Here is a 24,319-nt window from a genome sequence, read left to right as displayed (position 1 = left end):
GAAATTACTCAGATCATTCGATCTAAGGTAATCAATGAGCGGTATCGAAATACCGCTCACCGTTATTATTATTTTGCTTGGTCGATAAGAATGCGAGCCAGTGTGCGAACACCCATGCCCGTTGCACCTGCCGCCCACTTATCGCTTGGAGATTTACGGTAAGTACCCGCGCAATCCATGTGCATCCAGCCTTTTTTGTAGTCATCAACAAAGTAAGACAGAAACGCAGCAGCCGTACTTGCACCTGGAGTGTAATCACCTGAACTGATGTTCGAAAGGTCAGCAAAGTTTGAAGGCAGCATACCACGGTGGAAATCCGCAAGAGGCAGTGGCCACAAGCCCTCTTTCTCTTGGTTTGCCGCCGTTAGTGCTTGGTGAGCCAGCTCGTCATCAAAGCTCATTAGCGCATGGTAGTCATTACCCAGTGCGTTTTTAGCAGCGCCCGTTAGCGTTGCACAGTCGATGATAAGCTCAGGGTTTTGCTCACTTGCGTACATCAGGCCATCAGCTAGAACTAAACGGCCTTCTGCGTCGGTGTTCATGATCTCAACTGTCTTACCATTCTTGTACGTGATGATATCGCCAAGCTTCAATGCACGACCAGAGATCATGTTCTCAGCACAACATAGAATAAGCTTGATGCGCTTGTTCAGGCCACGCTCAATCGCAAGACCTAAACCACCAGTGATAGTCGCTGCGCCACCCATGTCCGCTTTCATTGCAGTCATAAACTGACCTGGTTTAATGCTGTAACCGCCTGAGTCGAAAGTGATGCCTTTACCAACTAGACAAGCAAATACAGGTGCGTTTTCGTCGCCCGTTGGGTTGAAGTCCAGTTGAAGCATTGCTGATGTACGCTCAGAGCCGCGGCCTACCGCGTAGATGCCTTCCCAACCTTCAGTTAGCAGGTCTTTATCTTTAACGATTTTTGCTTTAACTGTGCCTTCTGGCGCAACTGACTTGATGTATTCAGCTGCCATTGTTGCCAGTTGACGAGGTGCGACTTCTTCAGCCGTCTTATTGATAATGTCACGCGTCCAATCTGTAGCACGGATACGCGCCTCTAGTTCAGCTTGGTCTGCTTCTGGCAGTGCGTCCCACTCCAATGTATTCTTTTTCTTTGGTCCACGGTAACCTTGATTGAAAGCCCATACGCTCTCTAGGTCCCAACCTTCACCACTTAGTGAAACGAATGAAATACCTTGTCCGTCAAGTGTGCGACCTGCGCGTTGAACGGCACCAAGATCGTGGCCTTCACCAATGTGAATTGTCGCTCCTGCTTCCGAGAACGATAAGATAGCTTTTGCTCCCCACTGAGGCTGGGCAGCTTCTTGACTTAAAAATACTGACATCTGTGTAGACATGATTTCTCCTTGTCTGAGAACCACCTTGCTTGAGTGATCCTGATTATTTTTATTGACGCACTGATGTTAGCATTATGTAGGAGTAAAATGTCATTTTGATAAAAAAACGGACCATATGGTCCGCTTTTTTTAGTAAGAATTGTTAACTTGGCTGCGTTTTATATGGGGTTGATTTCACTCCATAGCCAAATCATCGATGTGATGATTAATCCATCTCATCCATCCAGCACAAAATAATAGCCTCTAAAATCTTTTCGTTCGAGTGGTTAGGCTCGTCGTCAAACTCTTCAAGGTCTAATACCCACTGGTGCAGATCGGTAAAACGTACCGTTTTAGGATCAGTATCAGGGTACAAATCACATAACTCAATTGCGATATCGCGAGAATCAATCCACTTCAAGCTCATAACACTTCCTTATATTTATCAGAGACACTTAGTCACTTTTATGATCTATATTCTAGGCCAGTTTTGTTAAACCGTTATCTCAGTCATGGCGACAAACACCATGACTGCAGAGAAGTTCTTAATGGTCTTCAGACGCTAGGTTCAACGTGTACTTAGGAATTTCAACAACAAGGTCTTCGTCAGCGACTTTCGCTTGGCAACCTAGGCGAGATTCCATCTCTAAGCCCCATGCTTTATCAAGCATATCGTCTTCTAGGTCATCACTCTCTTCTAAAGAATCGAAACCTTCACGAATCACAACGTGACATGTTGTACATGCACATGATTTTTCACATGCGTGCTCAATACCAATACCGGCCTTTAGTGCAACATCAAGAACCGTTTCACCAGTTTTTGCTTCTAAAACAGCGCCTTCTGGACATAGATCTTCGTGAGGTAAAACAATAATCTTTGGCATGTTTATCTATTCTCTAACTATTAAATATTATCGACTGACTGACCTGACAGTGCAGCGCGAATTGATTTATCCATACGACGTGAAGCAAAGTCTTGGCTCGCTTTGTCGGTATTCTTAATTTCTTGTTCAATGGCATCGGCACTGTCACCGTTGCGCACTTCAATCAGCGTTTCAATGGCTTGCAGCAGCTGTTGTTTCTCTTGCTCGTTAAGCAGATCATCGCCATCAGCTTGCATTGCTGCAATCAGGCCTTCAATAACACGATCTGCTTCTACGCGTTGTTCAGCAAGGGCACGCGCTTGCATGTCTTCTTTCGCAAACGTCATTGAGTCTTTTAGCATGTTAGCAACTTCATCATCGCTCAGGCCGTAAGAAGGCTTAACTTGGATTTCAGCTTGAACGCCAGTGCTCTTCTCCATAGCAGTAACCGATAGCAAGCCATCAGCATCCACCTGGTAAGTCACGCGAATATGCGCCGCACCAGCAGCCATAGGTGGAATGCCCTTCAGAGCAAAACGAGCTAGTGAACGACAGTCATCAACCATTTCACGTTCACCTTGCACGGTGTGTACTGTCATTGCAGTTTGACCGTCTTTGAACGTAGTAAATTCTTGTGCGCGAGCTACTGGGATCGTGGTGTTACGCGGAATGATCTTTTCTACTAGGCCACCCATGGTTTCGATACCTAGTGAAAGGGGGATTACGTCCAGTAGCAACATTTCTGAATCAGGTTTGTTACCTACTAGAATATCCGCTTGAATTGACGCACCAATCGCAACTACTTCATCAGGGTTAATGCTGGTTAGTGGCGTACGACCAAAGAAGTCACCCACCATTTCACGTACTAGTTGTGTACGAGTTGAACCACCAACCATGACTACTTCTAGCACTTCATCCGCATCAACTTCTGCATCTTTTAAAGCGCGACGACATGAAAGTAGCGTTTTCTTAACTAGAGGCTTGATGATGTCTTCAAACTCTTCACGAGTTAATGAACCAGACCAACCTAATGCTTCAACATCAACGCTTTCCGATTCAGACAAGCCAATTTTCGCTTCCGTTGCTGCATCTAGAAGTGCACGGTTCTGCTCAGCCGTTAACTCTGATAATCCCATTTTCTCTTGAAAATGACCAGCAACAAGGTGGTCAAAATCATCCCCGCCCAATGCAGAATCTCCGCCAGTTGCTAGAACTTCAAAGACACCTTTAGACAAGCGTAAAATGGAGATATCAAACGTACCGCCGCCTAAGTCGTACACCGCGATCACCCCTTCTTTGCCTGAATCCAGACCGTAAGCAATCGCTGCCGCCGTTGGTTCATTTAGAAGACGTAGCACATGAAGACCAGCCAGCTGCGCCGCGTCTTTAGTACCCGCACGTTGTGCATCATCGAAATACGCAGGAACGGTAATCACAGCACCAGATAGCTCACCGCCTAATGTAGACTCAGCACGTTGACCTAGCGCTTTCAGAATATCTGCAGATACTTGAATCGGGTTCTTGTTACCTTGCTCTGTACGAATCACAGGTAGGCCATTATCACTTTCTTCAAACTGATATGGCAGAGATGGGTATCGTTGCTGAATATCAGCCAGTGAGCGACCAATCAATCGCTTAACTGAGATAATGGTGTTTTTAGGATCAGTCTGTGCATTTACACGAGCTTCATCACCAGTCGTGTGTGAGTCTGACTGATAATGAACAACGGAAGGCAGAATGCTACGACCATCCTGATCAACGAGCGTGCTCGCCTCACCACTGCGCACCGACGCAACCAATGAATTTGTTGTACCTAAATCAATACCCACAGCAAGCTTGTGCTGGTGAGGAGCGGCGCTTTGCCCTGGTTCTGCAATCTGAAGTAGTGCCATGGATGTGTCCTTGTTGTACCAACTAGCCGATCAGACGATCTTCAACTAGCTCGATTTCATTCTTTAATTTTGCAATAAACTTTAGCTTTCTTACTCGGTCTGCAGCCTCTAACCAAGCTTGGCTGTCGAGTTCTTGTTGGATAGCGCTTAATTGTTGTTTATACATTTTGCTAACCTTTCCCTCAAATGCAAACAATGCATCTTCCGGGTCAGAACTGTCGGCGATATCTTCAAGCTCTTCACGCAGTTCCATTTGCTCCATAAGGAACATTGGATCTTGCATGGTCTGTTGCTCACCACGGATATCTTCACCATGTTGAACTAACAGGTATTCTGCACGGCTAATTGGATTCTTCAGCACTTGATACGCGTCGTTAATTTGCGCGGCTTTTTGCACAGCTAGCAGGCGATCTCGCTCAGAAGCTGTAGCAAATTTATCAGGATGGAATTGGCGTTGCAGATCTCTAAACTGAGAAGAAAGAAGGCTACCATCCAGCTGAAACTGAAGTGGTAGCCCAAATAATTCGAAATGATTCATGTAACGGTGGTCCTAAGTTTAGGCTCTAAAATCAGAGCCTAATTTTATTCTTCGCTTACTATAAACGTTTAACGATTCAATCACTTATACGTTGAAGCTCTCACCACAACCACACTCGCCTTTAGCGTTAGGGTTGTTGAATTCAAAACCTTCGTTTAGGCCTTCTTTTACGTAATCAAGCTCAGTACCGTCTAGGTAAACTAGGCTCTTTGGATCAATGATGACCTTAACACCTGAATGCTCAAACACCTGGTCTTCTTCGTTAAGCTCGTCAACGAATTCTAGTACATATGCCATGCCTGAACAGCCAGTGGTTTTAACCGCTAAGCGTAACCCGATACCTTTGCCTCGGTTATCTAGGAAAGCTTGGACTCGACTTGCCGCCGTCTCTGTCATGGTGATGGCCATACTACAACCTTGTGTTTTTATATAAATTGAGAACTCAGGGGAGCACAAAAGATGCTCCCAAATATTGCTTATTTTGGAGGATTACTTAAGGAGACGATTAACGCTTCTTTTTATAATCCGCAACTGCTGCTTTGATTGCATCTTCAGCAAGAATTGAACAGTGAACTTTCACTGGTGGCAACTCAAGCTCTTCTGCGATTTCAGAGTTTTTGATAGCAGCCGCTTCATCAATGCTTTTACCTTTAACCCACTCAGTTACCAGCGAGCTAGAAGCGATTGCGCTACCACAACCGTAAGTTTTGAATTTTGCGTCTTCGATAATACCTTCTGGTGTTACCTTGATTTGCAGTTTCATTACGTCACCACAAGCTGGAGCGCCAACCATGCCGCTACCTACACTTGGGTCTTCTTTATCAAACGAACCTACGTTACGTGGGTTTTCGTAGTGATCAATTACTTTTTCGCTATATGCCATGATAGTTACCTCGAATCCTCTACATCCGTGAGATTAGTGATGTGCCCACTCAACAGTGTCCAGATCAATCCCTTCTTTATACATATCCCATAGAGGAGACATGTCGCGTAATTTATTTACCGCTACACTAATTTGTGCAATAGCGTAGTCGATTTCTTCTTCCGTTGTGAAACGGCCGAATGAGAAACGTACTGAGCTGTGTGCCAGTTCATCGTTTAGACCAAGAGCACGCAGAACGTACGATGGCTCTAGGCTTGCTGATGTACATGCAGAACCTGATGATACTGCTAGATCTTTTAAAGACATAAGCAGAGACTCACCTTCAACAAAAGCGAAGCTTACGTTTAGGTTGTGTGGTACACGTTGGTCTAAATCACCGTTTACTGTTACTGCTTCTAGATCCTGAACACCTTTCAATAAGCGCTCACGCAGTGCTAGTGCGTGATCGTAATCTTTCTGCATGTCTTGCTTAGCAACAGCACACGCCTCGCCCATACCCACGATTTGATGAGTAGCAAGCGTACCAGAGCGGAAACCACGCTCATGACCACCACCGTGCATTTGCGCTTCAAGACGAATACGCGGCTTGCGACGAACGTAAAGTGCACCGATGCCTTTAGGGCCGTACATTTTGTGAGCTGAAAGTGAAATTAGGTCAACTTTAGTCTCTTTAACGTCTAGTGGGATTTTACCCGCAGACTGAGCTGCATCAACGTGGAAGATGATCTTGCGAGAACGACATAGTTCGCCGATTGCATTGATATCTTGGATAACGCCGATTTCGTTGTTTACGTGCATGATAGAAACAAGGACTGTGTCTTCACGCATTGCAGCTTGTAGCTTGTCGAGATCGATGATGCCGTTTGCTTCTGGCTCTAGGTAAGTTACCTCAAAACCTTCACGCTCTAGTTGGCGACATGGATCAAGAACCGCTTTATGTTCCGTTTTACACGTGATTACGTGCTTACCTTTCTTCTCGTAAAAATGCGCTGCACCTTTGATAGCAAGGTTATCTGACTCTGTAGCACCAGAAGTGAATACAATTTCACGTGGGTCTGCATTTAGTAGGTCAGCAATTTGCTCACGAGCATTATCTACTGCTTCTTCTGCCTGCCAGCCGTAACGGTGTGAACGAGACGCTGGGTTACCGAAGTTACCGTCTATCGTCATGCACTGAACCATTTTCTCAGCAACACGTGGATCGACTGGGCATGTAGCTGAATAGTCAAAGTAAATAGGCAGTTTCATTTTCTACTCCAATGTAAAAACTGACCGCTATGAGCGGGCATTAACACCCTGAGGTGCTGCACTAATCGTTGTAGTGCTGGTATTTTTATGTGTAAAGCTGTTGTTGACGGCAAGATCAATATCTTGGCGATCAGATGTCTCTAAAACTTCATTATCTTTCATCAGCTCACCGAGAGTGATGTCATTTAAGAAGCTGCTGATTCGGGAACTTAAATCACGCCAAAGAGTGTGTGTTAAACAACGACTGCCACCTTGGCAATCTGCTCGACCGTTACACTTAGTTGCATCTACTGATTCATCAACTGCTGCAATCACAGTTCCGACAGCGATGTCACCGGCTTCAGCACCAAGACGGTAGCCACCACCAGGGCCACGAACACTAGCAACTAAGCCAGCTTTACGTAACTTAGAAAACAGTTGCTCTAAGTATGATAAAGAGATGCCTTGTCGCTCTGAAATATCAGCCAGAGGTACTGGGCTTTTTTGCGAATGCAGTGCTACATCGAGCATAGCCGTTACCGCATATCTTCCTTTAGATGTAAGTTTCATACCACACCGAATCCACATTGTTTATGTGGTTAGAATTTTCCCATACCCGACTAAATCGGTCAAGTATTTTACCTGACTATTTTAGTCAGGTATTCATCCACTCAGCTAGTGTGGTTTTTACTGGCTGTTTTTGCTCTTCTCGATAGAAGTCAAAATACCACGAAGCGTGTTGATCTCTTGAAGTTCTGGACGCGCACGACTAAACAGGCGACGTAACTTATTCATCACCTGTCCTGGTTTATCCTTAGAGATAAATTGGGTATCGATGATGACTTTTTCAAGGTGTTCATAAAACATTTCTAGTTCATCGTGACGAGGGTACTCATCTTGAGGCTTTGGCTTATATTGGCTAGCCACCAGATCAAGGTGCGCAACACGTACTTCGTAGCTCAGTGTCTGCACAGCCATCGCTAGGTTTAGCGAGCTGTATTCAGGGTTTGCAGGAATACATACGTGGTAGTGACACTTTTGTAGTTCTTCATTCGTTAAGCCTGTGCGCTCACGACCGAATACTAACGCTACTGAGTGCTTTTGACCTTCAACAGCAAACTTTTCACCACACTCACGAGGCTCAAGCATTGGCCACTCGAGGGTACGCGAACGAGCGCTTGAACCAACAACCAAACCACAACCTTTTACTGCTTCATCCAACGTAGAAACAATAACCGCATTTTCAGCGATGTCACCAGCACCAGCAGCCAGTGCTAAGGTCTGCTCGTCAACTTCACACTGAGGGTCTACAAGAACTAACTGACTTAAACCCATCACTTTCATTGCGCGAGCTGCTGATCCGATATTTCCCGAATGAGACGTACCAACCAGAACGACTTTTACATTGTCTAACATGTTATATGACACCACTTCAAAAATAATCGCGCGATATTAACACATAGCAAAGTAAAATGGTCAGACCCTTCGCGCAATATGAATCTAAGAGTTCAAAAAATAACCACTTCCCTTTTGAGAAAACTTTGGTATACTCGCCGCCGCTTTAAATTGTTCTTTAACATCTTGTGGGAAAAACCATATGCATCCAATGCTAAACATTGCGATACGCGCTGCGCGTAAAGCTGGCAACCATATTGCTAAATCTCTAGAAACAACTGATAAGATCGAAACGTCTCTAAAAGGTAACAACGATTACGTTACTAACATAGCTCAAGAAGCTGAGTACATGATCATTGAGACAATCAAAGCATCTTACCCAGAGCACAGCATTATTTCAGAAGAGAAAGGCCTAATTGAAGGTAAAGATTCTGACGTACAATGGATCGTTGACCCACTAGATGGCACCAACAACTTTGTAAAAGGTTTCCCGCACTTCTCTGTATCTATCGCTGTTCGTATGAACGGTCGTACTGAAGTTGCTTGTGTTTACGACCCAATGCTGAACGAGCTATTCACAGCTCAACGTGGCGCTGGCGCTCAACTAAACAATGCTCGTATGCGTGTTACTCCACTTAAAGACCTTCAAGGTACTGTTCTAGCAACTGGTTTCCCATTCAAAGCTAAGCAACACTCTGAGTCTTTCATGAAGATCATCTCTGGTCTATTCATCGACTGTTCTGACTTCCGTCGTACTGGTTCTCCAGCACTTGACCTATGTTACTTAGCCGCTGGTCGTGTTGACGGTTACCTAGAGCTAGACCTAAAACCTTGGGACCTAGCAGCTGGTGATCTAATCGCACGTGAAGCTGGTGCAATCCTAACTGACTTCGCTGGCGGTACTGACTACATGAAGTCTGGTAACGTTGTAGCTTCTAGCGCACGCGGTGTTAAAGCTATTCTTAAGCACGTTCGTGAGAACGCAAACGAAGGTATGCTGAAGTAATTCAGGCCTTACGTTAATAGCCTCTATTTAATAGAGCGCTAAAAAATTCAAAGCCTCGCACATGCGGGGCTTTTTTGTATCTGTGGTTCAGGGATTCGAGATTCGAGATTCGAGATTCGAGATTCGAGATTCGAACAGAATAGCGCTCACGACATTAAGTGCAACTAACCTCGAACGTAATTTATATTGAGTTTTCCTACAAAATTCAGGCATAAAAAAACCGCTAGTTGCCTAGCGGTTTTTCTGGTTTAACGAAACTTGTTAAGCCAAGGCTTATGGCATTTCGTCAAACTCTTCACCTTCTTTTTCCACTTGTGGTGGCATTAGGTGTTCACGTGTAATACCCAACTTCATAGCCAGTGCAGAAGCAACATAGATAGAAGAGTAAGTACCAACCGTAATACCTAGTAGAAGTGCAGTCGCGAAACCGTGAATCATAGCGCCGCCCTGAACAAACAGTGCGATAACTACGAACAAGGTTGTACCAGAAGTTATCAACGTACGGCTCAATGTTTGTGTGATTGAGCTGTTCAGTACTTCAGGTGCTTCGCCTTTACGCATCTTACGGAAGTTCTCACGAATACGGTCGAATACAACAATGGTGTCGTTGAGCGAGTAACCGACTACCGTTAGCAAGGCAGCTACGATGGTCAAGTCTACTTCAATTTGCATTAGAGAGAATACGCCCAGCGTGATGATAACGTCGTGCGCCAGCGCAAGTACCGCACCTGCCGCCAAACGCCATTCGAATCGCACAGATACGTAGATCAAGATACAGATAAGAGAAACTAGGATAGCAAGGCCACCCGCTTCTGTTAGCTCATCACCTACGTTAGGGCCAACAAACTCGATACGACGCATTTCAACTTGTTCACCTGTGCCTTTCTCGATAGCTGAAAGGATTTGGTTACCAAGCGTTTCACCAGCAACGCCGTCACGAGGACGAAGACGTACCATTACATCACGAGCTGAACCGAAGTTCTGTACCGTTGCATCACCAAAGCCTTCGGCTTCAAGTGCACTACGGATATCAGGAAGGTGTGCTGGTTGTTCAAAACCCACTTCAATCAGAGTACCGCCAGTAAAGTCTAAACCCCAGTTCAACGATTTCGTTGTAAGAGTGAAGATAGCTGCACCAATCATCAAGATAGAGAGAACAAAGGCAACCTTTGACCAACGCATAAAGTCGATCATTTTTTGTGCTTTTAGAATCTGAAACATATTAATTCCTAGCCTTAGATCGACAGTTTCTTAACGCGTTTGCCGCCATACATCAGGTTCACGATACAACGTGTGCCGACAATAGCTGTAAACATAGAAGTCAGGATACCGATAGACAGTGTTACCGCGAAGCCTTTAATCGCACCAGTACCAACCGCAAATAGAATGATTGCTGTTAGAAGCGTGGTGATGTTTGCATCGGCAATTGTGCTGAATGCGTTCGCGTAACCCTGGTGAATCGCTTGTTGTGGACTGCGTCCCTCTCGAAGTTCTTCACGTATACGCTCAAAGATCAGTACGTTCGCATCGACCGCCATACCCACCGTTAATACAATACCGGCAATACCTGGTAGCGTCATGGTTGCACCTGGGATCATCGACATTACACCAATAATCAATACCAAGTTCGCCATCAGCGCAACGTTCGCGATAAGACCAAAGCTACGGTAGTAAAGCAACGTAAATAGCATTACGGCAGCCATGCCCCAAACCATCGCCATGATACCCATATCGATGTTTTGTTGACCCATAGATGGACCAATCGTGCGTTCTTCTACAATCGAGATAGGCGCAATTAGAGCACCTGCACGAAGTAGAAGTGCCAAGTTATGAGCTTCAGCTGTAGAGTCGATACCAGTAATACGGAAGTTACGGCCAAGAGCAGATTGAATCGTCGCTTGGTTGATCACTTCTTCATGCTTAGTAAGAATCACTTTACCTTCAGGAGTCTTACGACCGCTGTCTTTGTACTCTGCAAATACGGTTGCCATTAGCTTACCGATATTTTGACGAGAGAACGCAGACATCTTGCTACCACCTTCGCTGTCTAGCGAGATGTTAACTTGAGGACGACCATATTCATCAACACTTGAGCTTGCATCTGTAATGCTAGAACCACCTAGGATAACGCGCTTCTTAAGTACCACAGGGCGACCGTCACGGTCTTGCTTGATTTCACTACCAGCAGGGGCACGACCAGAAGCAGCAGCTGCTAAATCAGCACTGCTATCAACTTCACGGAATTCAAGCGTTGCAGTCGCACCAAGAATTTCTTTAGCACGAGCCGTGTCTTGAACACCTGGCAATTCCACTACGATACGGCTAGCGCCTTGACGTTGAACCAAAGGTTCAGCAACACCAAGTTCGTTTACACGATTACGTAGAATGGTAATGTTTTGCTCTACCGCGTAGTTACGAATTTCTTGAAGACGAGCTTCAGTGAAGTTAGCAATCAAAGAAAAACGACCATTCGAGTCGGAGTCTACGAATGTCATATCTTGGTGCTTAGATTGCAGTAGCGATTTCGCTTCAGCAAGCTGCTCTTCATTACGTAAAATCACTTCTACCGCATCTTTGCCCGATGGACGAATAGCACGGTAACGGATCTTATCTTCACGAAGTTCACTACGGAACGCTTCTTCTTGTTGGCCAACCAGTTTTTCCATAGCAGCGTCCATATCCACTTCCATTAAGAAGTGAACACCACCACGTAGGTCAAGACCAAGCTTCATTGGTGCAGCACCAATAGATTCAAGCCAATCCGGTGTTGAAGCCGCTAGGTTTAATGCAACGATAACGTCTTCATCTAATGCTTCAGTGATAACATCACGGGCACTAATTTGAGCGTCTGTGTCGTTAAAGCGAACAAGAATAGAACCGTTTTCGAGAGCAACGGATTTAGTTGAAAGGTTTTCTGCTTCAAGAGCATTGGTGACAGCATCCAGCGTAGACATATCTACAGAGGCACCACGCGCCCCTGTAACTTGAACTGCCGGATCTTCACCATATATATTTGGAAGTGCGTACAATGCAGCGATGGCAATGGTAAACACCACCATCAGGTACTTCCATAACGGATATCGGTTTAGCACAGCGAGGATCCTCTAGCTGTTTATAGAGATTTCAGAGTACCTTTTGGTAGCACTGCTGTAACGAAGTCTTTCTTGATAACTACTTCGTTATTTGTGTTCAGTTCGATAGCAACGTAGTCGTTGTCTTCTGCAATCTTAGTGATTTTACCGATCAAACCGCCGCTAGTAAGAACTTCGTCGCCTTTGCCCATAGAAGCCATTAGATTCTTGTGCTCTTTCACACGCTTAGCTTGTGGACGGTAGATCATGAAGTAGAAGATCACAGCGAACATACCTAGCATGATAAGCATTTCGAAACCGCCGCCTGCTGGTGCACCTTCTGCTGCTGCGTGAGCTTGAGAAATAAACATTTAAAACATCCTCTATTTATATTTCGTAATTGTTTGTCTAATTGGGTTGTATCCCTTTATTTTCAAGCCCCATCCCTCCAAAGAGAGACAGGGCTCGCAAAAAAGACATACTAAGATTATTTACCTAGTGGTGGCACTTCACGCCCCATTCTTGCGTAGAACTCTGCAACAAACTCTTCAAAGCGGTCTTCATCGATAGACTGACGAATGTCAGACATTACTCGTTGGTAGAAACGCAGGTTATGAATCGTATTCAGTCGAGCACCTAGGATTTCGTTACAACGATCCAAATGGTGTAAGTACGACTTGCTGTAGTTCTTACAAGTGTAACAGTCACACTCTGAATCTAGTGGTGTTGTATCAGTTTTATGCTTCGCATTACGGATCTTGATCACACCTTCAGTCACAAACAGGTGGCCGTTACGTGCATTTCGCGTTGGCATTACACAGTCAAACATGTCGATACCACGACGAACACCTTCAACTAAGTCTTCCGGTTTGCCTACGCCCATTAGGTAACGTGGCTTATCTTCAGGCAGTTGAGGACATGTGTGCTCAAGAATGCGGTGCATGTCTTCTTTTGGTTCGCCTACTGCTAGGCCGCCAACTGCGTAACCATCGAAACCAATTTCAGTCAGGCCTTTAACAGATACATCACGTAGGTCTTCGTATACACCACCTTGAACGATACCGAATAGTGAGTTCGGGTTTTCAAGTTTGTCGAAGTGGTTACGAGAGCGCTCAGCCCAACGAAGAGACATCTCCATTGAGTCTTTCGCTTCTTTGTGTGTCGCAGGGTAAGGCGTACACTCATCGAAGATCATTACGATGTCTGAACCTAGGTCTTTTTGGATTTCCATAGACTTCTCAGCGTCCATGAAAATCTTGTCACCGTTTACAGGGTTACGGAAGTGAACACCCTCTTCAGTGATTTTACGCATCGCACCTAAGCTGAATACTTGGAAGCCGCCTGAATCGGTCAGGATAGGACCTTGCCAGTTCATGAAGTCGTGTAAGTCACCGTGCATCTTCATGATTTCTTGACCAGGACGTAGCCAAAGGTGGAACGTGTTACCTAGTAGGATTTCAGCACCTGTGTCTTTTACTTCTTCAGGAGTCATACCTTTTACAGTACCGTAGGTACCTACAGGCATGAATGCTGGTGTTTCAACGGTGCCGCGTTCAAACTGAAGTTGACCACGACGCGCACCAGCGTTAGTTTTTTTAAGTTCGTATTTTAATTTCACGAAGCCTCCAATATGCCAGAGAAACAATCTGACTGTTAATTCAGAGCTTAAGTTAGCCTTAATACTCTATGAGGAGCGGTCGCGTATTCCTTGCGAGAGATTAGACAGAAACCCTGCCCGACTCCTAGCTTACTGCTAGCACCCGTAAATTCTTATTTATATCGCTTATAACCAGCTTAAATTAGCTGGTTTTCTTGTTGATGAACATCGCGTCACCATAGCTGAAGAAGCGGTATTCGCTCTTCACTGCATGATCGTATGCAGCCATCACATGGTCGTAACCTGCAAACGCACTCACCAACATGATCAGAGTCGATTCAGGTAAGTGGAAGTTAGTGATAAGGCAATCGACCAACTGGTATTCGTAACCAGGGAAAATAAAGATTTCTGTATCACCAAAGAATGGCACTAGTTCTGTACCATTTTTCAGAGCGTCTTGTGCAGCACTCTCTAAAGAACGAACCGATGTCGTACCCACTGCGATAATGCGCCCACCGCGCGCTTTCGTTGCCACAACCGCATCCACCACTTCTTGCGGTACTTCAACGTACTCTGCATGCATGTGGTGATCGTTGATATTGTCTACTTTTACTGGCTGGAATGTGCCCGCGCCGACATGCAGCGTTACATATGCAAACTCAACGCCTTTAGCTTTCATGTCTGCCATTAACTTGTCGTCAAAGTGAAGACCCGCAGTTGGTGCTGCTACCGCACCTGGCTTTTCATTATAGACCGTCTGGTAACGCTCTTTATCTGCGTCTTCATCTGGACGATCAATATAAGGAGGCAGTGGCATGTGACCAACACTGTTCAGAATCTCTAGAACGCTTTGATCAGATGTGAAATGGATTTCAAACAACGCATCGTGACGCGCTACCATTTCTGCTTCGTACTCATCATTCTCACCAAGGAACAGCTTAGTACCCGGCTTTGGTGATTTAGAACAACGAACATGAGCCAGAATGCTTTTCTCATCCAGCATACGCTCAACCAACACCTCAAGCTTACCGCCTGATGCTTTACGACCAAATACACGAGCAGGAATAACACGCGTGTTATTGAAAACAACCAGATCGCCTGGTTCCACCAAATCTAAAACGTCCTTGAACGAACCATCAGTCAGGTTGCCGTTATTGCCATCTAATTTAAGAAGACGGCTTGCTGTACGCTCTTCTTGAGGGTAACGAGCAATGAGTTCATCTGGTAGGTCAAAGTGAAAATCTGAAACTTGCATTTTTCTGGTCTTGTTTGGTTGATGAATGAGTAGACGCGACTAAAAATTTCGCAGTGGGCTAGTATAGGCACACGGGCCGCAATAGCAAGGTTTACAGCAATGGATTATTGTAAAGAGGCGTAAAATTATGCGACTTCATCCGCTCTCCGATGAAAGGGAATAGTTGTGTAAAACTCACTCAAAAATGCGCCAGCTCTCAGTTATTTTTTGGATAAAAAACTATAGTGAGAACAACAAATAAATAATAAGGAGGTTCGTATGATCAAGGTTGAAGATATGATGACTCGCAACCCTCATACTTTATTACGCTCACATTCATTGGCCGATGCTAAGCACACCATGGAAGCGCTTGATATCCGCCATATCCCAGTCGTCGATGCCGATAGAAAACTATTGGGCGTAGTCACCCAACGAGACGTTCTCGCCGCCCAAGAATCTAGCCTACAAAACATTCCGCCAGCTCAATCTTTTACCCTATCAACTCCCCTAAATGACATCATGCACAAAAACGTTATGTCAGTAGAGCCTCGAGCAGGGTTAAAAGAGTCTGCTATTTACATGCAGAAACACAAAGTGGGCTGCTTACCAGTGCTCAGCCACGGCGAACTGGTTGGCATCATCACTGACAGTGACTTCGTCACCATCGCGATTAACTTGCTTGAACTACAAGAAGAAGTAGAGCCAGAGGAAGCTGAAGTGGAGTAGAGTTCGCAAACCATACAAAGAGCGGCTTAAATAGCCGCTCAAAGGTAGGTTTTTATCTATTCGTACACTGAGATTTTAAAGCAACTCAGATACCACGTCGGCTAATTGGTGGAAGGTTTCACGGCGTGACGAGCTTGGTCGCCAAACAAGGCCGATGTCGCGGTAGGCTTGTTGACCTGGCGGATCAATAACCACCAGGTTTTGATTTTCCAGCAATCCATGGTCGATAGCCATTTGTGGAATAAAGGTGGTTCCTAAACCGTTCGCGACCATTTGCACCAATGTATGGAGGCTTGTGGCAGTGAACGGGTTTATTTTCTCTTTGTCGGTTAACTTACAGGCTGACACCGCGTGCTCAGTTAAACAGTGCTCGTTCTCCAACAAGAATACCGATTCGTCTGGTAGGTCGTCATATTTAATTGGGACACGAATACCATCTGCTTGGTTACGGCTGATGACCATTCTAAAAGGATCTTGCCCAACCACTTTGCTCTCCATGTTGTCGATATCAACAGGGAGAGCCAGAATCAATACGTCTAACTCACCATGGCGCAGTGCCGCGAGTAAGTTCGTTGTGGTGTCTTCGCGCAACAGCAGATTTAGCTGAGGAAAGCGTTGGTTGGCTTCTTGTACCAAATCACACAACAGAAATGGTGCGATGGTAGGAATACACCCTACTCGCAGCTGCCCTTGCATCGCATCGCCGTTACATAGGTTACCGAGTTCAACCAGATCTTGCCCTTTCGCCAATAACTCTCGACCGTGATTCACCACCAGCTCTCCCGCTTGAGTGAAAACGAGTGGGCTCTTTTTATCTTTCTTCTCGTATAAAGGGCAACCGATCAGCTCTTCTAGGTTTTGGATACCTTTACTTAGTGTCGATTGGCTAACAAAACAGCGATCAGCGGCGTCGCTAAAGTGGCGTGTTTCGTGAAGAGTAACAAGATAGTGAAGTTGCTTAAGACTTGGCCATTTATTCATGAAATTACTTTGTAATATGAGTAGGATAAGTTACACGAAGGTCCTAAGACCTGAGAAAAGGACAAAGAATAAGCTTATCGTTTTTTTCGATGAACTTAATCTATTTAATTCGCTTTTTTCTATAGTATCGATTGTACTATAGTTTGTCGCGTAGAAACGGAGCCCAAACAAAGATGTGTTGGGCCAACTAATTTTTTAGGAGATTCCAAAATGGTACTAGTAGGTCGTCAAGCCCCTGACTTTACTGCAGCAGCTGTTCTAGGTAACGGTGAGATCGTTGATAACTTCAACTTCGCAGAATTCACTAAAGGTAAGAAAGCGGTTGTTTTCTTCTACCCACTAGACTTCACTTTCGTTTGTCCTTCAGAGCTAATCGCTTTCGACAACCGTCTAGAAGATTTCCAAGCTAAAGGCGTTGAAGTAATCGGTGTTTCTATCGATTCTCAATTCTCTCACAATGCATGGCGTAACACTGCTATCGCTGACGGCGGTATCGGTCAAGTTAAATACCCACTAGTTGCTGACGTTAAACACGAAATCTGCAAAGCATACGATGTTGAGCACCCAGAAGCAGGCGTTGCTTTCCGTGGTTCTTTCCTAATCGACGCTGACGGTCTTGTACGTCACCAAGTAGTTAACGATCTTCCACTAGGTCGTAACATCGACGAAATGCTACGCATGGTAGACGCACTAAACTTCCACGAGAAGAACGGTGAAGTTTGCCCAGCACAATGGGAAGAAGGTAAATCAGGTATGGACGCATCTCCAAAAGGTGTTGCAGCATTCCTATCTGAGCACGCTGACGACCTAAGCAAGTAATTACATTCTTAAGCCCGACTCAACACGGGTGAATGGTTGGATGACTCTCTATAAAGAGAAATAAAGCATAAGCTACAGCGCAAAGCGCACCGCCAATCAATTAAGAAGTAAAGTCTTATTCAAAGCCCGAAGTTAACGCTTTGGGCTTTTTGCATCTATTGCCTCAACAATGGTTTATTCCTTGCCCATATCCACTATGAATAGGGGTAACCGCAAGAGAAACTTTACCTCTATTTTCCTCTCGCTACCTATTCAGAATCGTCTCAAGATTGCTATGATTTCCACAGTCTCAATTTGAACGAGTTAAATATCATGAACATCGAAGTTGAAGTTTGTATCGATAACTTAGAATCCCTACACAATGCCCTTGCAGGCGGAGCGAATCGTATTGAGCTCTGTTCTTCACTAGCACTTGGTGGATTAACCCCGAGCGTCGGAATGATGAGGCAAGCCAATCGCATCTCATCGGTCCCCGTGTATGCAATGATTCGCCCAAGACAAGGCGACTTCATCTTCGATAATGACGACGTGATGTGCATGCTTGATGACATCCAAGCCGCTGCCGATGCTGGTTTAGATGGTGTGGTATTAGGTGTGCTTACCGCTCAAGGTGAAATAGACATGGTTGCTATGAGAGCACTAACCTCAAAAGCCCACCAACTAAAGCTTGGCGTGACCTTTCACCGTGCGATAGACCAACTTAAGGATTACCAAAAAGCACTAGAACAGATTATTGAGCTTGGTTGTGAGCGTGTTTTAACGTCTGGGCTAGCGAGCAATGCAGAGAAAGGTATCGATATATTGCAAGAGATGGTCAAACAAGCGAATAGCAGAATCGATATCATGGCAGGAGCCGGCGTTACCGCTCACAACGCAAAAATTATTCAAAGCACCACCCAAGTACCTGCACTCCACCTTTCAGGTAAATCGACAAGGCCTAGTCTAATGGAAAGCAATTCGAATGCTCAAATGGGGAGTGATGATATTGATGATTATCAAATACCTGTAACGGATGCTAGCAAGATATCTAGTGTGAGAGGAGCCCTCATCGATAAAGGGCTGACGTCAAAAAATAAAATTAGATCGGGCCGATGAATACGTTACCTTAAAACGTCATCTAAGCTTTGATCACCTAGGTGGCGTACATCTTTACCTTTAACAAAGTAGATAATGTACTCACAAATGTTCTGGCAACGGTCCCCTACTCGCTCTATGGCTCTCGCACACCACATCACTTGTAAGATGTTAGGAATATTCTTCGGGTCTTCCATCATATAAGTCATCAACTGACGTATCACCGCCTCGTATTCAGCATCCAACTTGTCGTCGAGTTTGTGTACCTCGGCTGCCGCATCCACATCCATGCGAGCAAATGCGTCTAAAACTTGGTGTAGCATGGTGATCGCTTGTCGACATAAAGGCTCTAGCGATACATGGAATTTTTGTTCTTTTGTCGAAGGGATATCAATCGCACCCTGCGCGATCCTCGAGGCAACATCACCAATACGCTCTAGGTCGGTAATCGTTTTGATGATCGCCATTATCAAACGCAGATCTTTTGCCGTTGGTTGACGCTTGGCAATAATGCGAGTACAAGCCTCATCAATCGATACTTCCATTGCATTCACTTTATGGTCATCACGAATCACTTTCTTCGCTAGTTCCAAATCATCTTTGTGGAGTGCCTGCATCGCAAAAGAGAGCTGCTGCTCCACTAATCCACCCATAGTGAGTACATGGGTACGGATAGACTCTAACTCGACATTAAATTGTCCTGAGATGTGGCGACCAAATTGCATGTCAGCTCCTTAAAAAGAATTGGATAAGTCATTTATATTGGAGTGACTTAGCTCCAATGATGAGAAGGGTAACGTTAACCGTATCGACCAGTAATGTAGTCTTCCGTTTGATTTTTCAATGGAGACGTAAATATTGAATCCGTATCTGAGTACTCGATCAATTTTCCCATATGAATAAAGGCAGTATGGTCACTCACACGCGCAGCCTGCTGCATGTTATGTGTGACGATAACGACCGTATATTGCGTTTTTAGATCGTTGATTAGCTCTTCAATCGTCAATGTTGAAATAGGATCCAATGCCGATGTCGGCTCATCCAACAACAAGACTTCCGGTTCAATCGCAACGGCGCGAGCAATCACCAAACGCTGTTGCTGACCACCAGATAGACCAAAAGCATTTTCATGTAAACGATCTTTTACTTCATCCCACAATGCAGCAGCACGCAGTGATCGTTCTACGGCATCATCAAGATCTCGACTGTTACTTACTCCTTGCAACCTCAGTCCGTAAACCACATTCTCATAGATAGATTTAGGAAACGGGTTTGGGCGCTGAAACACCATACCGACACGACGACGCAGAGTCGCAACATCAACTTTAGGATGGTAGATATTCTTGCCATGAAGCTTCACTTTTCCGGAAACTTTGCAGCCTTCGACAAGATCGTTCATACGATTGATACAACGTAGTAAGGTTGACTTACCGCAGCCAGAAGGGCCAATAAACGCAGTCACCTGCCCTTTGGGTATCTTCATAGAGATATCATCGAGCGCTTGGCTTTCTTTGTAGTAAAGATTGAGCCCTTCGATCGAGATAGCAATTTGTTCTTCCTTTAGATTGTGTACATCTAAAGGCGCTTGGTAACCCAAGGTTTCATTAATTGAGAACATCTTAATCTTGTCCTAAGGTTCGGTACTTTTCACGTAAGTTATTACGGATATTAATCGCCGTTAAATTCAGCCCCACGATAACCGTAACCAATAAAAACGAAGTCGCATACACCAATGGGCGCGCAGCCTCTATATTCGATGTTTGAAATCCAACATCATAGATATGAAAGCCTAAATGCATGAACTTTCTATCTAAGTGTATGTACGGAAACTGACTATCAACAGGCAAGCTTGATGCGAGTTTTACAACCCCCACCAGCATTAATGGAGCCACTTCACCCGCAGCTCTTGCAATCGCCAAGATCAAGCCGGTAATTATCGCAGGGCTTGCCATAGGCAGAACAATGCGCCACAAGGTCTCAAATTGAGTCGCTCCGAGCGCTAAAGAGCCATGCCTTACCGAACTTGGGATACGTGTTAACCCCTCTTCGGTCGTCACAATCACGACAGGTAGCGTTAACACAGCCAAAGTAAGTGCCGACCAAAGTAGACCTGGCGTACCAAAGGTCGGGGCAGGTAGTCGCTCTGCATAAAACAGAGTATCGATCGAGCCACCAATGGTATAAACGAAAAAGCCTAAACCAAAAACGCCATAAACGATTGAAGGTACACCGGCTAGGTTGATAACCGCGATTCTAATCAAACGTGTGAGCGCGTTATTTTTTGCGTATTCATGTAAGTAGATCGCCGCCACAACCCCAAGAGGCATCACCACAATCGACATCAGAATAACCAGTAACACTGTACCAAAGATAGCAGGGAAAACGCCGCCTTCTGAATTGGACTCTCGTGGATTTTCTGATAAAAACTTCCACACTTGATGCCCCCAATGTCCAACCTTTTCAATATAAGACATATTATTTGGGTACCAGTAATCCAGAATATGACTGAGCGATATTTCAACCTGCTCACCTGTCATATCTTCAACAAGCAGACTCTCAACATTTAGCTGTGTTCTAAGGTGCTCTAGCTTGATTTCGGCTTCATCTAACTGCTTATTGAGCTCAAGCCTAGTTGCGGTATAAGTTTTAAGGTACTCATCGCTCACAGACTCATTCAGTTCTAATTTGCGCTTTTCTAGACGTAAGTTTTCCAACTGCCAACTGATATTGCGAATCTCTTGGTTTACCACACGTGACGTTTCAGCGCGCAAGGTGTCAGCGAAAGCTAAACCATCTTTAAGCTTTTGGTCGATATCAGTATAAAAAGTTCCCGATGCCGTTTTAAAGCCAACCGGCTTACCAAAAAAGTAACCACCGCGACTACGCTCTATCACAGCCCAATCTCGAGGCGTGGTTGGCTCCAATAGGTTCACATCTAGAATCGAGACAAAATCAGCAGGATAGAGTTCTCTATTCGCCACCTTGATGCTCAAACGTTGTATCAGCCCTGTAGCAATGTTTTGGGGTGATAGTAGATCGTGAGCTTGCGGAACTTGCTCTATTGGAATGTATTTGCGTTCATACAGCTGACCGATCAACACATCTTTTTGAGAGACGGTTTCATCAAGATCAACGACCAGAGACAGATCTTTAGAATCGACTTGCCACTGATACAAAGGCGCAGGCCAAAAGTAGGTCAGCCCTTTCCAGCCAATCAAGAGCATCAACCCCAGAACCGAAAGCATACTGATGCTCACTGCCCCACCAGTTAGCCAGATCCATGGTGAGCCAGATTTACCCCATGATAGCAATGACTTGAGTCTATTCATCATGTGCTACCTGAGAGTGATTCTGCGAGTAACGATGTACGCAGCTCGCTAATCCCCAAAAATTTGTAGGCGTAGATTCAGATTGAGGTGACACATTAACACTACAAAGCACGATATTTATCTCTCAATCTTTGGCGAACCCACTCCGCTAGTGAGTTCACAGCGAAGGTAAAAATAAACAGCAATAGCGCAGCTAAGAACAGCAAACGGAAATGCGACCCACCCACTTCCGATTCAGGAAGTTCGACAGCAATGGTTGCGGATAGTGTCCTCATCCCTTCTAAAATATTCCAATCAAGAATTGGCGTGTTGCCTGTCGCCATCAGGACAATCATGGTTTCACCAACCGCTCGTCCTAATCCCATCATAACCGCCGAAAAAATACCGGGACTGGCTGTCAGTAAAACAACATAAATCAGGGTCTGCCACGCGGTAGCACCAAGCGCTAGTGAACCATCAGACAAGTGCTTCGGTACCGAGAAAATCGCATCCTCGGCAATCGTAAAAATTGTCGGGATGACAGCAAAACCCATCGCGAAACCGACTACTAGAGCATTACGTTGGTCAAAATCAATCCCATAACCAGCTAGGAAAGTGCGTATATCACCATCAAACAACAAGGCTTCGATACTGTTGCCCGCGACGAATACTATAACGACCGTTGTAATCAGTACCGGAATCAGTATGAGTGCGTGCCAACCATTAGAGAAACGACTTGTCACAACCTTAGGTAAACAGAACCAAACAAGCCCTGTAATCAAAGCGCTCAGAGGCAACATTACCATCAAAGAAAGTACAGCGGTTAAGTGGGTTTCAACGATTGGCGCAAACCACAGCCCCGCGAGGAAGCCAATAATTACAGTAGGCAAAGCTTCCATTAGCTCTATCGACGGCTTCACCACTCGTCGCATGCGCGGCGACATAAAGTAAGCGGTATAAATTGCACCTAACACCGCAACAGGTACCGCAAACATCATGGCAAATAGCGCAGCTTTGATGGTACCAAACGTGATAGGAACTAAACTGAACTTCTCTTCAAAGTCATCATTAGCGGAGGTAGATTGCCATACATACTGCGGCTCTGGATAGCTCTCGTACCAGACTTTTTGCCATAGCGATGAAAATGAAATCTGAGGGTATTCATTGTCGACTTTCGCCACACTGATTTTATCATCAATCAATGTTACTAAATGCAGCTCATTAGCCGACATAGCAGCTAACTGAGGTGACTTATCAAACGCACGCTCAAACAAAGACAACTTTTCACTGGTCGTATAATGGCTCTGTAATGTGCCGTTTTTGTAGAAGCTATAGAAGCCTTTTCGGTAGGTATCCGGCAAGATAAATTGTACTTCTTCAGCGAGTTGGAAATCTCGAATATGGGTTAGGCTGCGCTTTTCATCTTTAAGTACATCAAACCATTGAGAAACTTGTCCATCCTGATGCGTAACCAACAACGAATAAGCACCAGACAACAAATCGATACTTTTCACACCGTGTTTAGCGTCATTCAAACTCAGGTCGATCACCTCACGGACATCAAACCCTTTTTCAGCGAGCTTTAGCACCACTAAGTCAGACTTTACTCGAAGGTATAGAGTCTGCCCATCAGGTGTCATTAATAACTGCTGTTGTGCGCCAAGCTTATCCGATAACCATTGACTATTCTTAAATACATAGCCACCAGCTAAATCGCTTTGGTACCACTTAACTAGCACTCGCTGGTCAGTTAGCTGAGCAGCAACAGTAATATCGCGCCCGCTTTTAGAGAATACGAACTTATCGATCAACGCCCCGTTTGCTGGTTCGTCGGCTAAAAAGGGTTGAGGAAGAGTAACTTGCTCGATTTTTGGTTTAGCTTCAGCGCCCTTTTGGAGTACAGGCGCACTATACTCAGGGTAGAAGAAAGTGATATTGCTTGCGCTATCGGCAAAAGCAAACCAATTTTCAGCAGGGGGATTTCGAGAGAAGGCAATAGGATCTGCTAATACACTTCGTTCGAAATAAGAGTGTATATTTTGCGAGTCTAGGTCCCAAAACTGAACCAAACCAGACTTTTCGACAGTAAAGGCGTGTTGACCGTACTCATCAACCGATAGTGCGATAGGCTTATCTACCGATACGGTTTTAACAGCTTGATCAGTCTCTAAAACAGTATCGGAAAATACCGGCAAAATGACCATTGCTAGATATACGAAGATCAAAACCAAGGCAGCTAAAACACTGACACCACCGCATGTCACCGAAAAACGGACGAGACGATCTTTCAACCATCTTTTTTTGTCGCGCTCTTTCAATGAAAATTGGGCTGAAGCCATCTTTTTATCTACCTTTTTTTAGC

The 24,319-nt window shown here is 45.0% G+C and carries 24 protein-coding genes; 4 read left to right on the top strand and 20 right to left on the bottom strand.

Translation table 11 applies throughout. From position 1 onward, the window contains the following. Window positions 1-68 precede the first annotated feature (68 nt). The 10 genes from pepB to trmJ all read right to left on the bottom strand — a co-directional run bounded on the left by pepB (window position 69) and on the right by trmJ (window position 8,162). The gene (gene pepB, locus A3712_RS05565) at window positions 69-1,364 is read right to left on the bottom strand and encodes an aminopeptidase PepB (RefSeq protein ID WP_063522630.1); all 1,296 of its coding nucleotides are present in this window, start codon (window positions 1,362-1,364) and stop codon (window positions 69-71) included. A 205-nt stretch (window positions 1,365-1,569) separates the two neighbouring features. Then, on the bottom strand, window positions 1,570-1,770 hold the full coding sequence (iscX, locus tag A3712_RS05560) for a Fe-S cluster assembly protein IscX (RefSeq protein ID WP_004740335.1): 201 nt from the start codon (window positions 1,768-1,770) through the stop codon (window positions 1,570-1,572). A 118-nt stretch (window positions 1,771-1,888) separates the two neighbouring features. Beyond that, window positions 1,889-2,227, bottom strand: a complete 339-nt coding sequence (gene fdx, locus A3712_RS05555; RefSeq protein WP_004740336.1) for an ISC system 2Fe-2S type ferredoxin — start codon at window positions 2,225-2,227, stop codon at window positions 1,889-1,891. 20 nt (window positions 2,228-2,247) lie between these two features. Next, the gene (hscA, locus tag A3712_RS05550; RefSeq protein ID WP_063522629.1) at window positions 2,248-4,098 is read right to left on the bottom strand and encodes a Fe-S protein assembly chaperone HscA; all 1,851 of its coding nucleotides are present in this window, start codon (window positions 4,096-4,098) and stop codon (window positions 2,248-2,250) included. Between the two features lie 22 nt (window positions 4,099-4,120). Next, window positions 4,121-4,636 carry a co-chaperone HscB gene (hscB, locus tag A3712_RS05545; RefSeq protein WP_008222752.1) on the bottom strand — a complete coding sequence of 172 codons (516 nt, stop codon included), beginning with the start codon at window positions 4,634-4,636 and terminating at the stop codon, window positions 4,121-4,123. Window positions 4,637-4,720: 84 nt separating this feature from the next. Further along, complete coding sequence (gene iscA, locus A3712_RS05540; RefSeq protein WP_061033300.1) at window positions 4,721-5,044, bottom strand: iron-sulfur cluster assembly protein IscA; 324 nt, start codon at window positions 5,042-5,044, stop codon at window positions 4,721-4,723. Window positions 5,045-5,141: 97 nt separating this feature from the next. Then, window positions 5,142-5,519: a Fe-S cluster assembly scaffold IscU gene (gene iscU / locus A3712_RS05535; RefSeq protein WP_004740340.1), complete on the bottom strand. Its 378-nt coding sequence runs from the start codon at window positions 5,517-5,519 to the stop codon at window positions 5,142-5,144. Window positions 5,520-5,552: 33 nt separating this feature from the next. Then, on the bottom strand, window positions 5,553-6,767 hold the full coding sequence (locus A3712_RS05530) for an IscS subfamily cysteine desulfurase (RefSeq protein WP_063522628.1): 1,215 nt from the start codon (window positions 6,765-6,767) through the stop codon (window positions 5,553-5,555). 27 nt (window positions 6,768-6,794) lie between these two features. Continuing rightward, entirely contained in the window at window positions 6,795-7,316 is a 522-nt protein-coding gene (gene iscR, locus A3712_RS05525) for a Fe-S cluster assembly transcriptional regulator IscR (protein ID WP_063522627.1), read from the bottom strand. A gap of 117 nt (window positions 7,317-7,433) precedes the next feature. Further along, window positions 7,434-8,162 (bottom strand): tRNA (cytosine(32)/uridine(32)-2'-O)-methyltransferase TrmJ, encoded by a 729-nt coding sequence (gene trmJ / locus A3712_RS05520; protein WP_063522626.1) that lies wholly within the window; start codon window positions 8,160-8,162, stop codon window positions 7,434-7,436. Window positions 8,163-8,343: 181 nt separating this feature from the next. Here trmJ and suhB point away from each other — a divergent pair, with 181 nt between their 5' ends. Continuing rightward, entirely contained in the window at window positions 8,344-9,147 is an 804-nt protein-coding gene (gene suhB, locus A3712_RS05515; RefSeq protein ID WP_063522625.1) for an inositol-1-monophosphatase, read from the top strand. A gap of 273 nt (window positions 9,148-9,420) precedes the next feature. Here the strand turns inward: suhB and secF are convergent, their stop codons facing one another. The 5 genes from secF to queA all read right to left on the bottom strand — a co-directional run bounded on the left by secF (window position 9,421) and on the right by queA (window position 15,070). After that, window positions 9,421-10,368 (bottom strand): protein translocase subunit SecF, encoded by a 948-nt coding sequence (secF, locus tag A3712_RS05510; protein WP_063522624.1) that lies wholly within the window; start codon window positions 10,366-10,368, stop codon window positions 9,421-9,423. 14 nt (window positions 10,369-10,382) lie between these two features. Beyond that, window positions 10,383-12,239 (bottom strand): protein translocase subunit SecD, encoded by a 1,857-nt coding sequence (gene secD, locus A3712_RS05505; protein WP_082856182.1) that lies wholly within the window; start codon window positions 12,237-12,239, stop codon window positions 10,383-10,385. A 20-nt stretch (window positions 12,240-12,259) separates the two neighbouring features. Beyond that, the gene (yajC, locus tag A3712_RS05500; RefSeq protein WP_063522622.1) at window positions 12,260-12,589 is read right to left on the bottom strand and encodes a preprotein translocase subunit YajC; all 330 of its coding nucleotides are present in this window, start codon (window positions 12,587-12,589) and stop codon (window positions 12,260-12,262) included. Window positions 12,590-12,705: 116 nt separating this feature from the next. Beyond that, window positions 12,706-13,836 carry a tRNA guanosine(34) transglycosylase Tgt gene (gene tgt, locus A3712_RS05495; RefSeq protein WP_063522621.1) on the bottom strand — a complete coding sequence of 377 codons (1,131 nt, stop codon included), beginning with the start codon at window positions 13,834-13,836 and terminating at the stop codon, window positions 12,706-12,708. A 181-nt stretch (window positions 13,837-14,017) separates the two neighbouring features. Beyond that, window positions 14,018-15,070 carry a tRNA preQ1(34) S-adenosylmethionine ribosyltransferase-isomerase QueA gene (gene queA / locus A3712_RS05490; protein ID WP_063522620.1) on the bottom strand — a complete coding sequence of 351 codons (1,053 nt, stop codon included), beginning with the start codon at window positions 15,068-15,070 and terminating at the stop codon, window positions 14,018-14,020. Between the two features lie 258 nt (window positions 15,071-15,328). On the opposite strand from queA, the gene A3712_RS05485 reads away from it, so the two are divergent. Continuing rightward, on the top strand, window positions 15,329-15,775 hold the full coding sequence (locus A3712_RS05485; protein ID WP_063522619.1) for a CBS domain-containing protein: 447 nt from the start codon (window positions 15,329-15,331) through the stop codon (window positions 15,773-15,775). 75 nt (window positions 15,776-15,850) lie between these two features. Here A3712_RS05485 and A3712_RS05480 read toward each other — a convergent pair whose 3' ends face one another. Further along, the gene (locus A3712_RS05480; protein WP_063522618.1) at window positions 15,851-16,756 is read right to left on the bottom strand and encodes a hydrogen peroxide-inducible genes activator; all 906 of its coding nucleotides are present in this window, start codon (window positions 16,754-16,756) and stop codon (window positions 15,851-15,853) included. 210 nt (window positions 16,757-16,966) lie between these two features. On the opposite strand from A3712_RS05480, the gene A3712_RS05475 reads away from it, so the two are divergent. After that, on the top strand, window positions 16,967-17,575 hold the full coding sequence (locus tag A3712_RS05475) for a peroxiredoxin C (protein WP_004740353.1): 609 nt from the start codon (window positions 16,967-16,969) through the stop codon (window positions 17,573-17,575). A gap of 312 nt (window positions 17,576-17,887) precedes the next feature. Beyond that, on the top strand, window positions 17,888-18,670 hold the full coding sequence (locus A3712_RS05470; RefSeq protein WP_063522617.1) for a copper homeostasis protein CutC: 783 nt from the start codon (window positions 17,888-17,890) through the stop codon (window positions 18,668-18,670). 5 nt (window positions 18,671-18,675) lie between these two features. On the opposite strand, the gene phoU is transcribed toward A3712_RS05470, so the two are convergent. The 4 genes from phoU to A3712_RS05450 all read right to left on the bottom strand — a co-directional run bounded on the left by phoU (window position 18,676) and on the right by A3712_RS05450 (window position 24,296). Further along, window positions 18,676-19,374, bottom strand: coding sequence for a phosphate signaling complex protein PhoU (gene phoU / locus A3712_RS05465; RefSeq protein WP_063522616.1), 699 nt, complete (start codon window positions 19,372-19,374; stop codon window positions 18,676-18,678). A gap of 74 nt (window positions 19,375-19,448) precedes the next feature. Next, the gene (gene pstB / locus A3712_RS05460) at window positions 19,449-20,267 is read right to left on the bottom strand and encodes a phosphate ABC transporter ATP-binding protein PstB (RefSeq protein ID WP_063522615.1); all 819 of its coding nucleotides are present in this window, start codon (window positions 20,265-20,267) and stop codon (window positions 19,449-19,451) included. A gap of 1 nt (window position 20,268) precedes the next feature. Continuing rightward, window positions 20,269-21,978, bottom strand: coding sequence for a phosphate ABC transporter permease PstA (gene pstA, locus A3712_RS05455; RefSeq protein WP_063522614.1), 1,710 nt, complete (start codon window positions 21,976-21,978; stop codon window positions 20,269-20,271). A 101-nt stretch (window positions 21,979-22,079) separates the two neighbouring features. Continuing rightward, window positions 22,080-24,296: an ABC transporter permease subunit gene (locus A3712_RS05450; RefSeq protein ID WP_063522613.1), complete on the bottom strand. Its 2,217-nt coding sequence runs from the start codon at window positions 24,294-24,296 to the stop codon at window positions 22,080-22,082. Window positions 24,297-24,319: the final 23 nt, after the last annotated feature.

The organism is Vibrio sp. HI00D65 (genome assembly GCF_001635455.1).
GTDB lineage: Bacteria > Pseudomonadota > Gammaproteobacteria > Enterobacterales > Vibrionaceae > Vibrio.
Note: the sequence above shows the minus strand (reverse complement) of the source record. Positions and strands in the feature narration are given on the sequence as shown.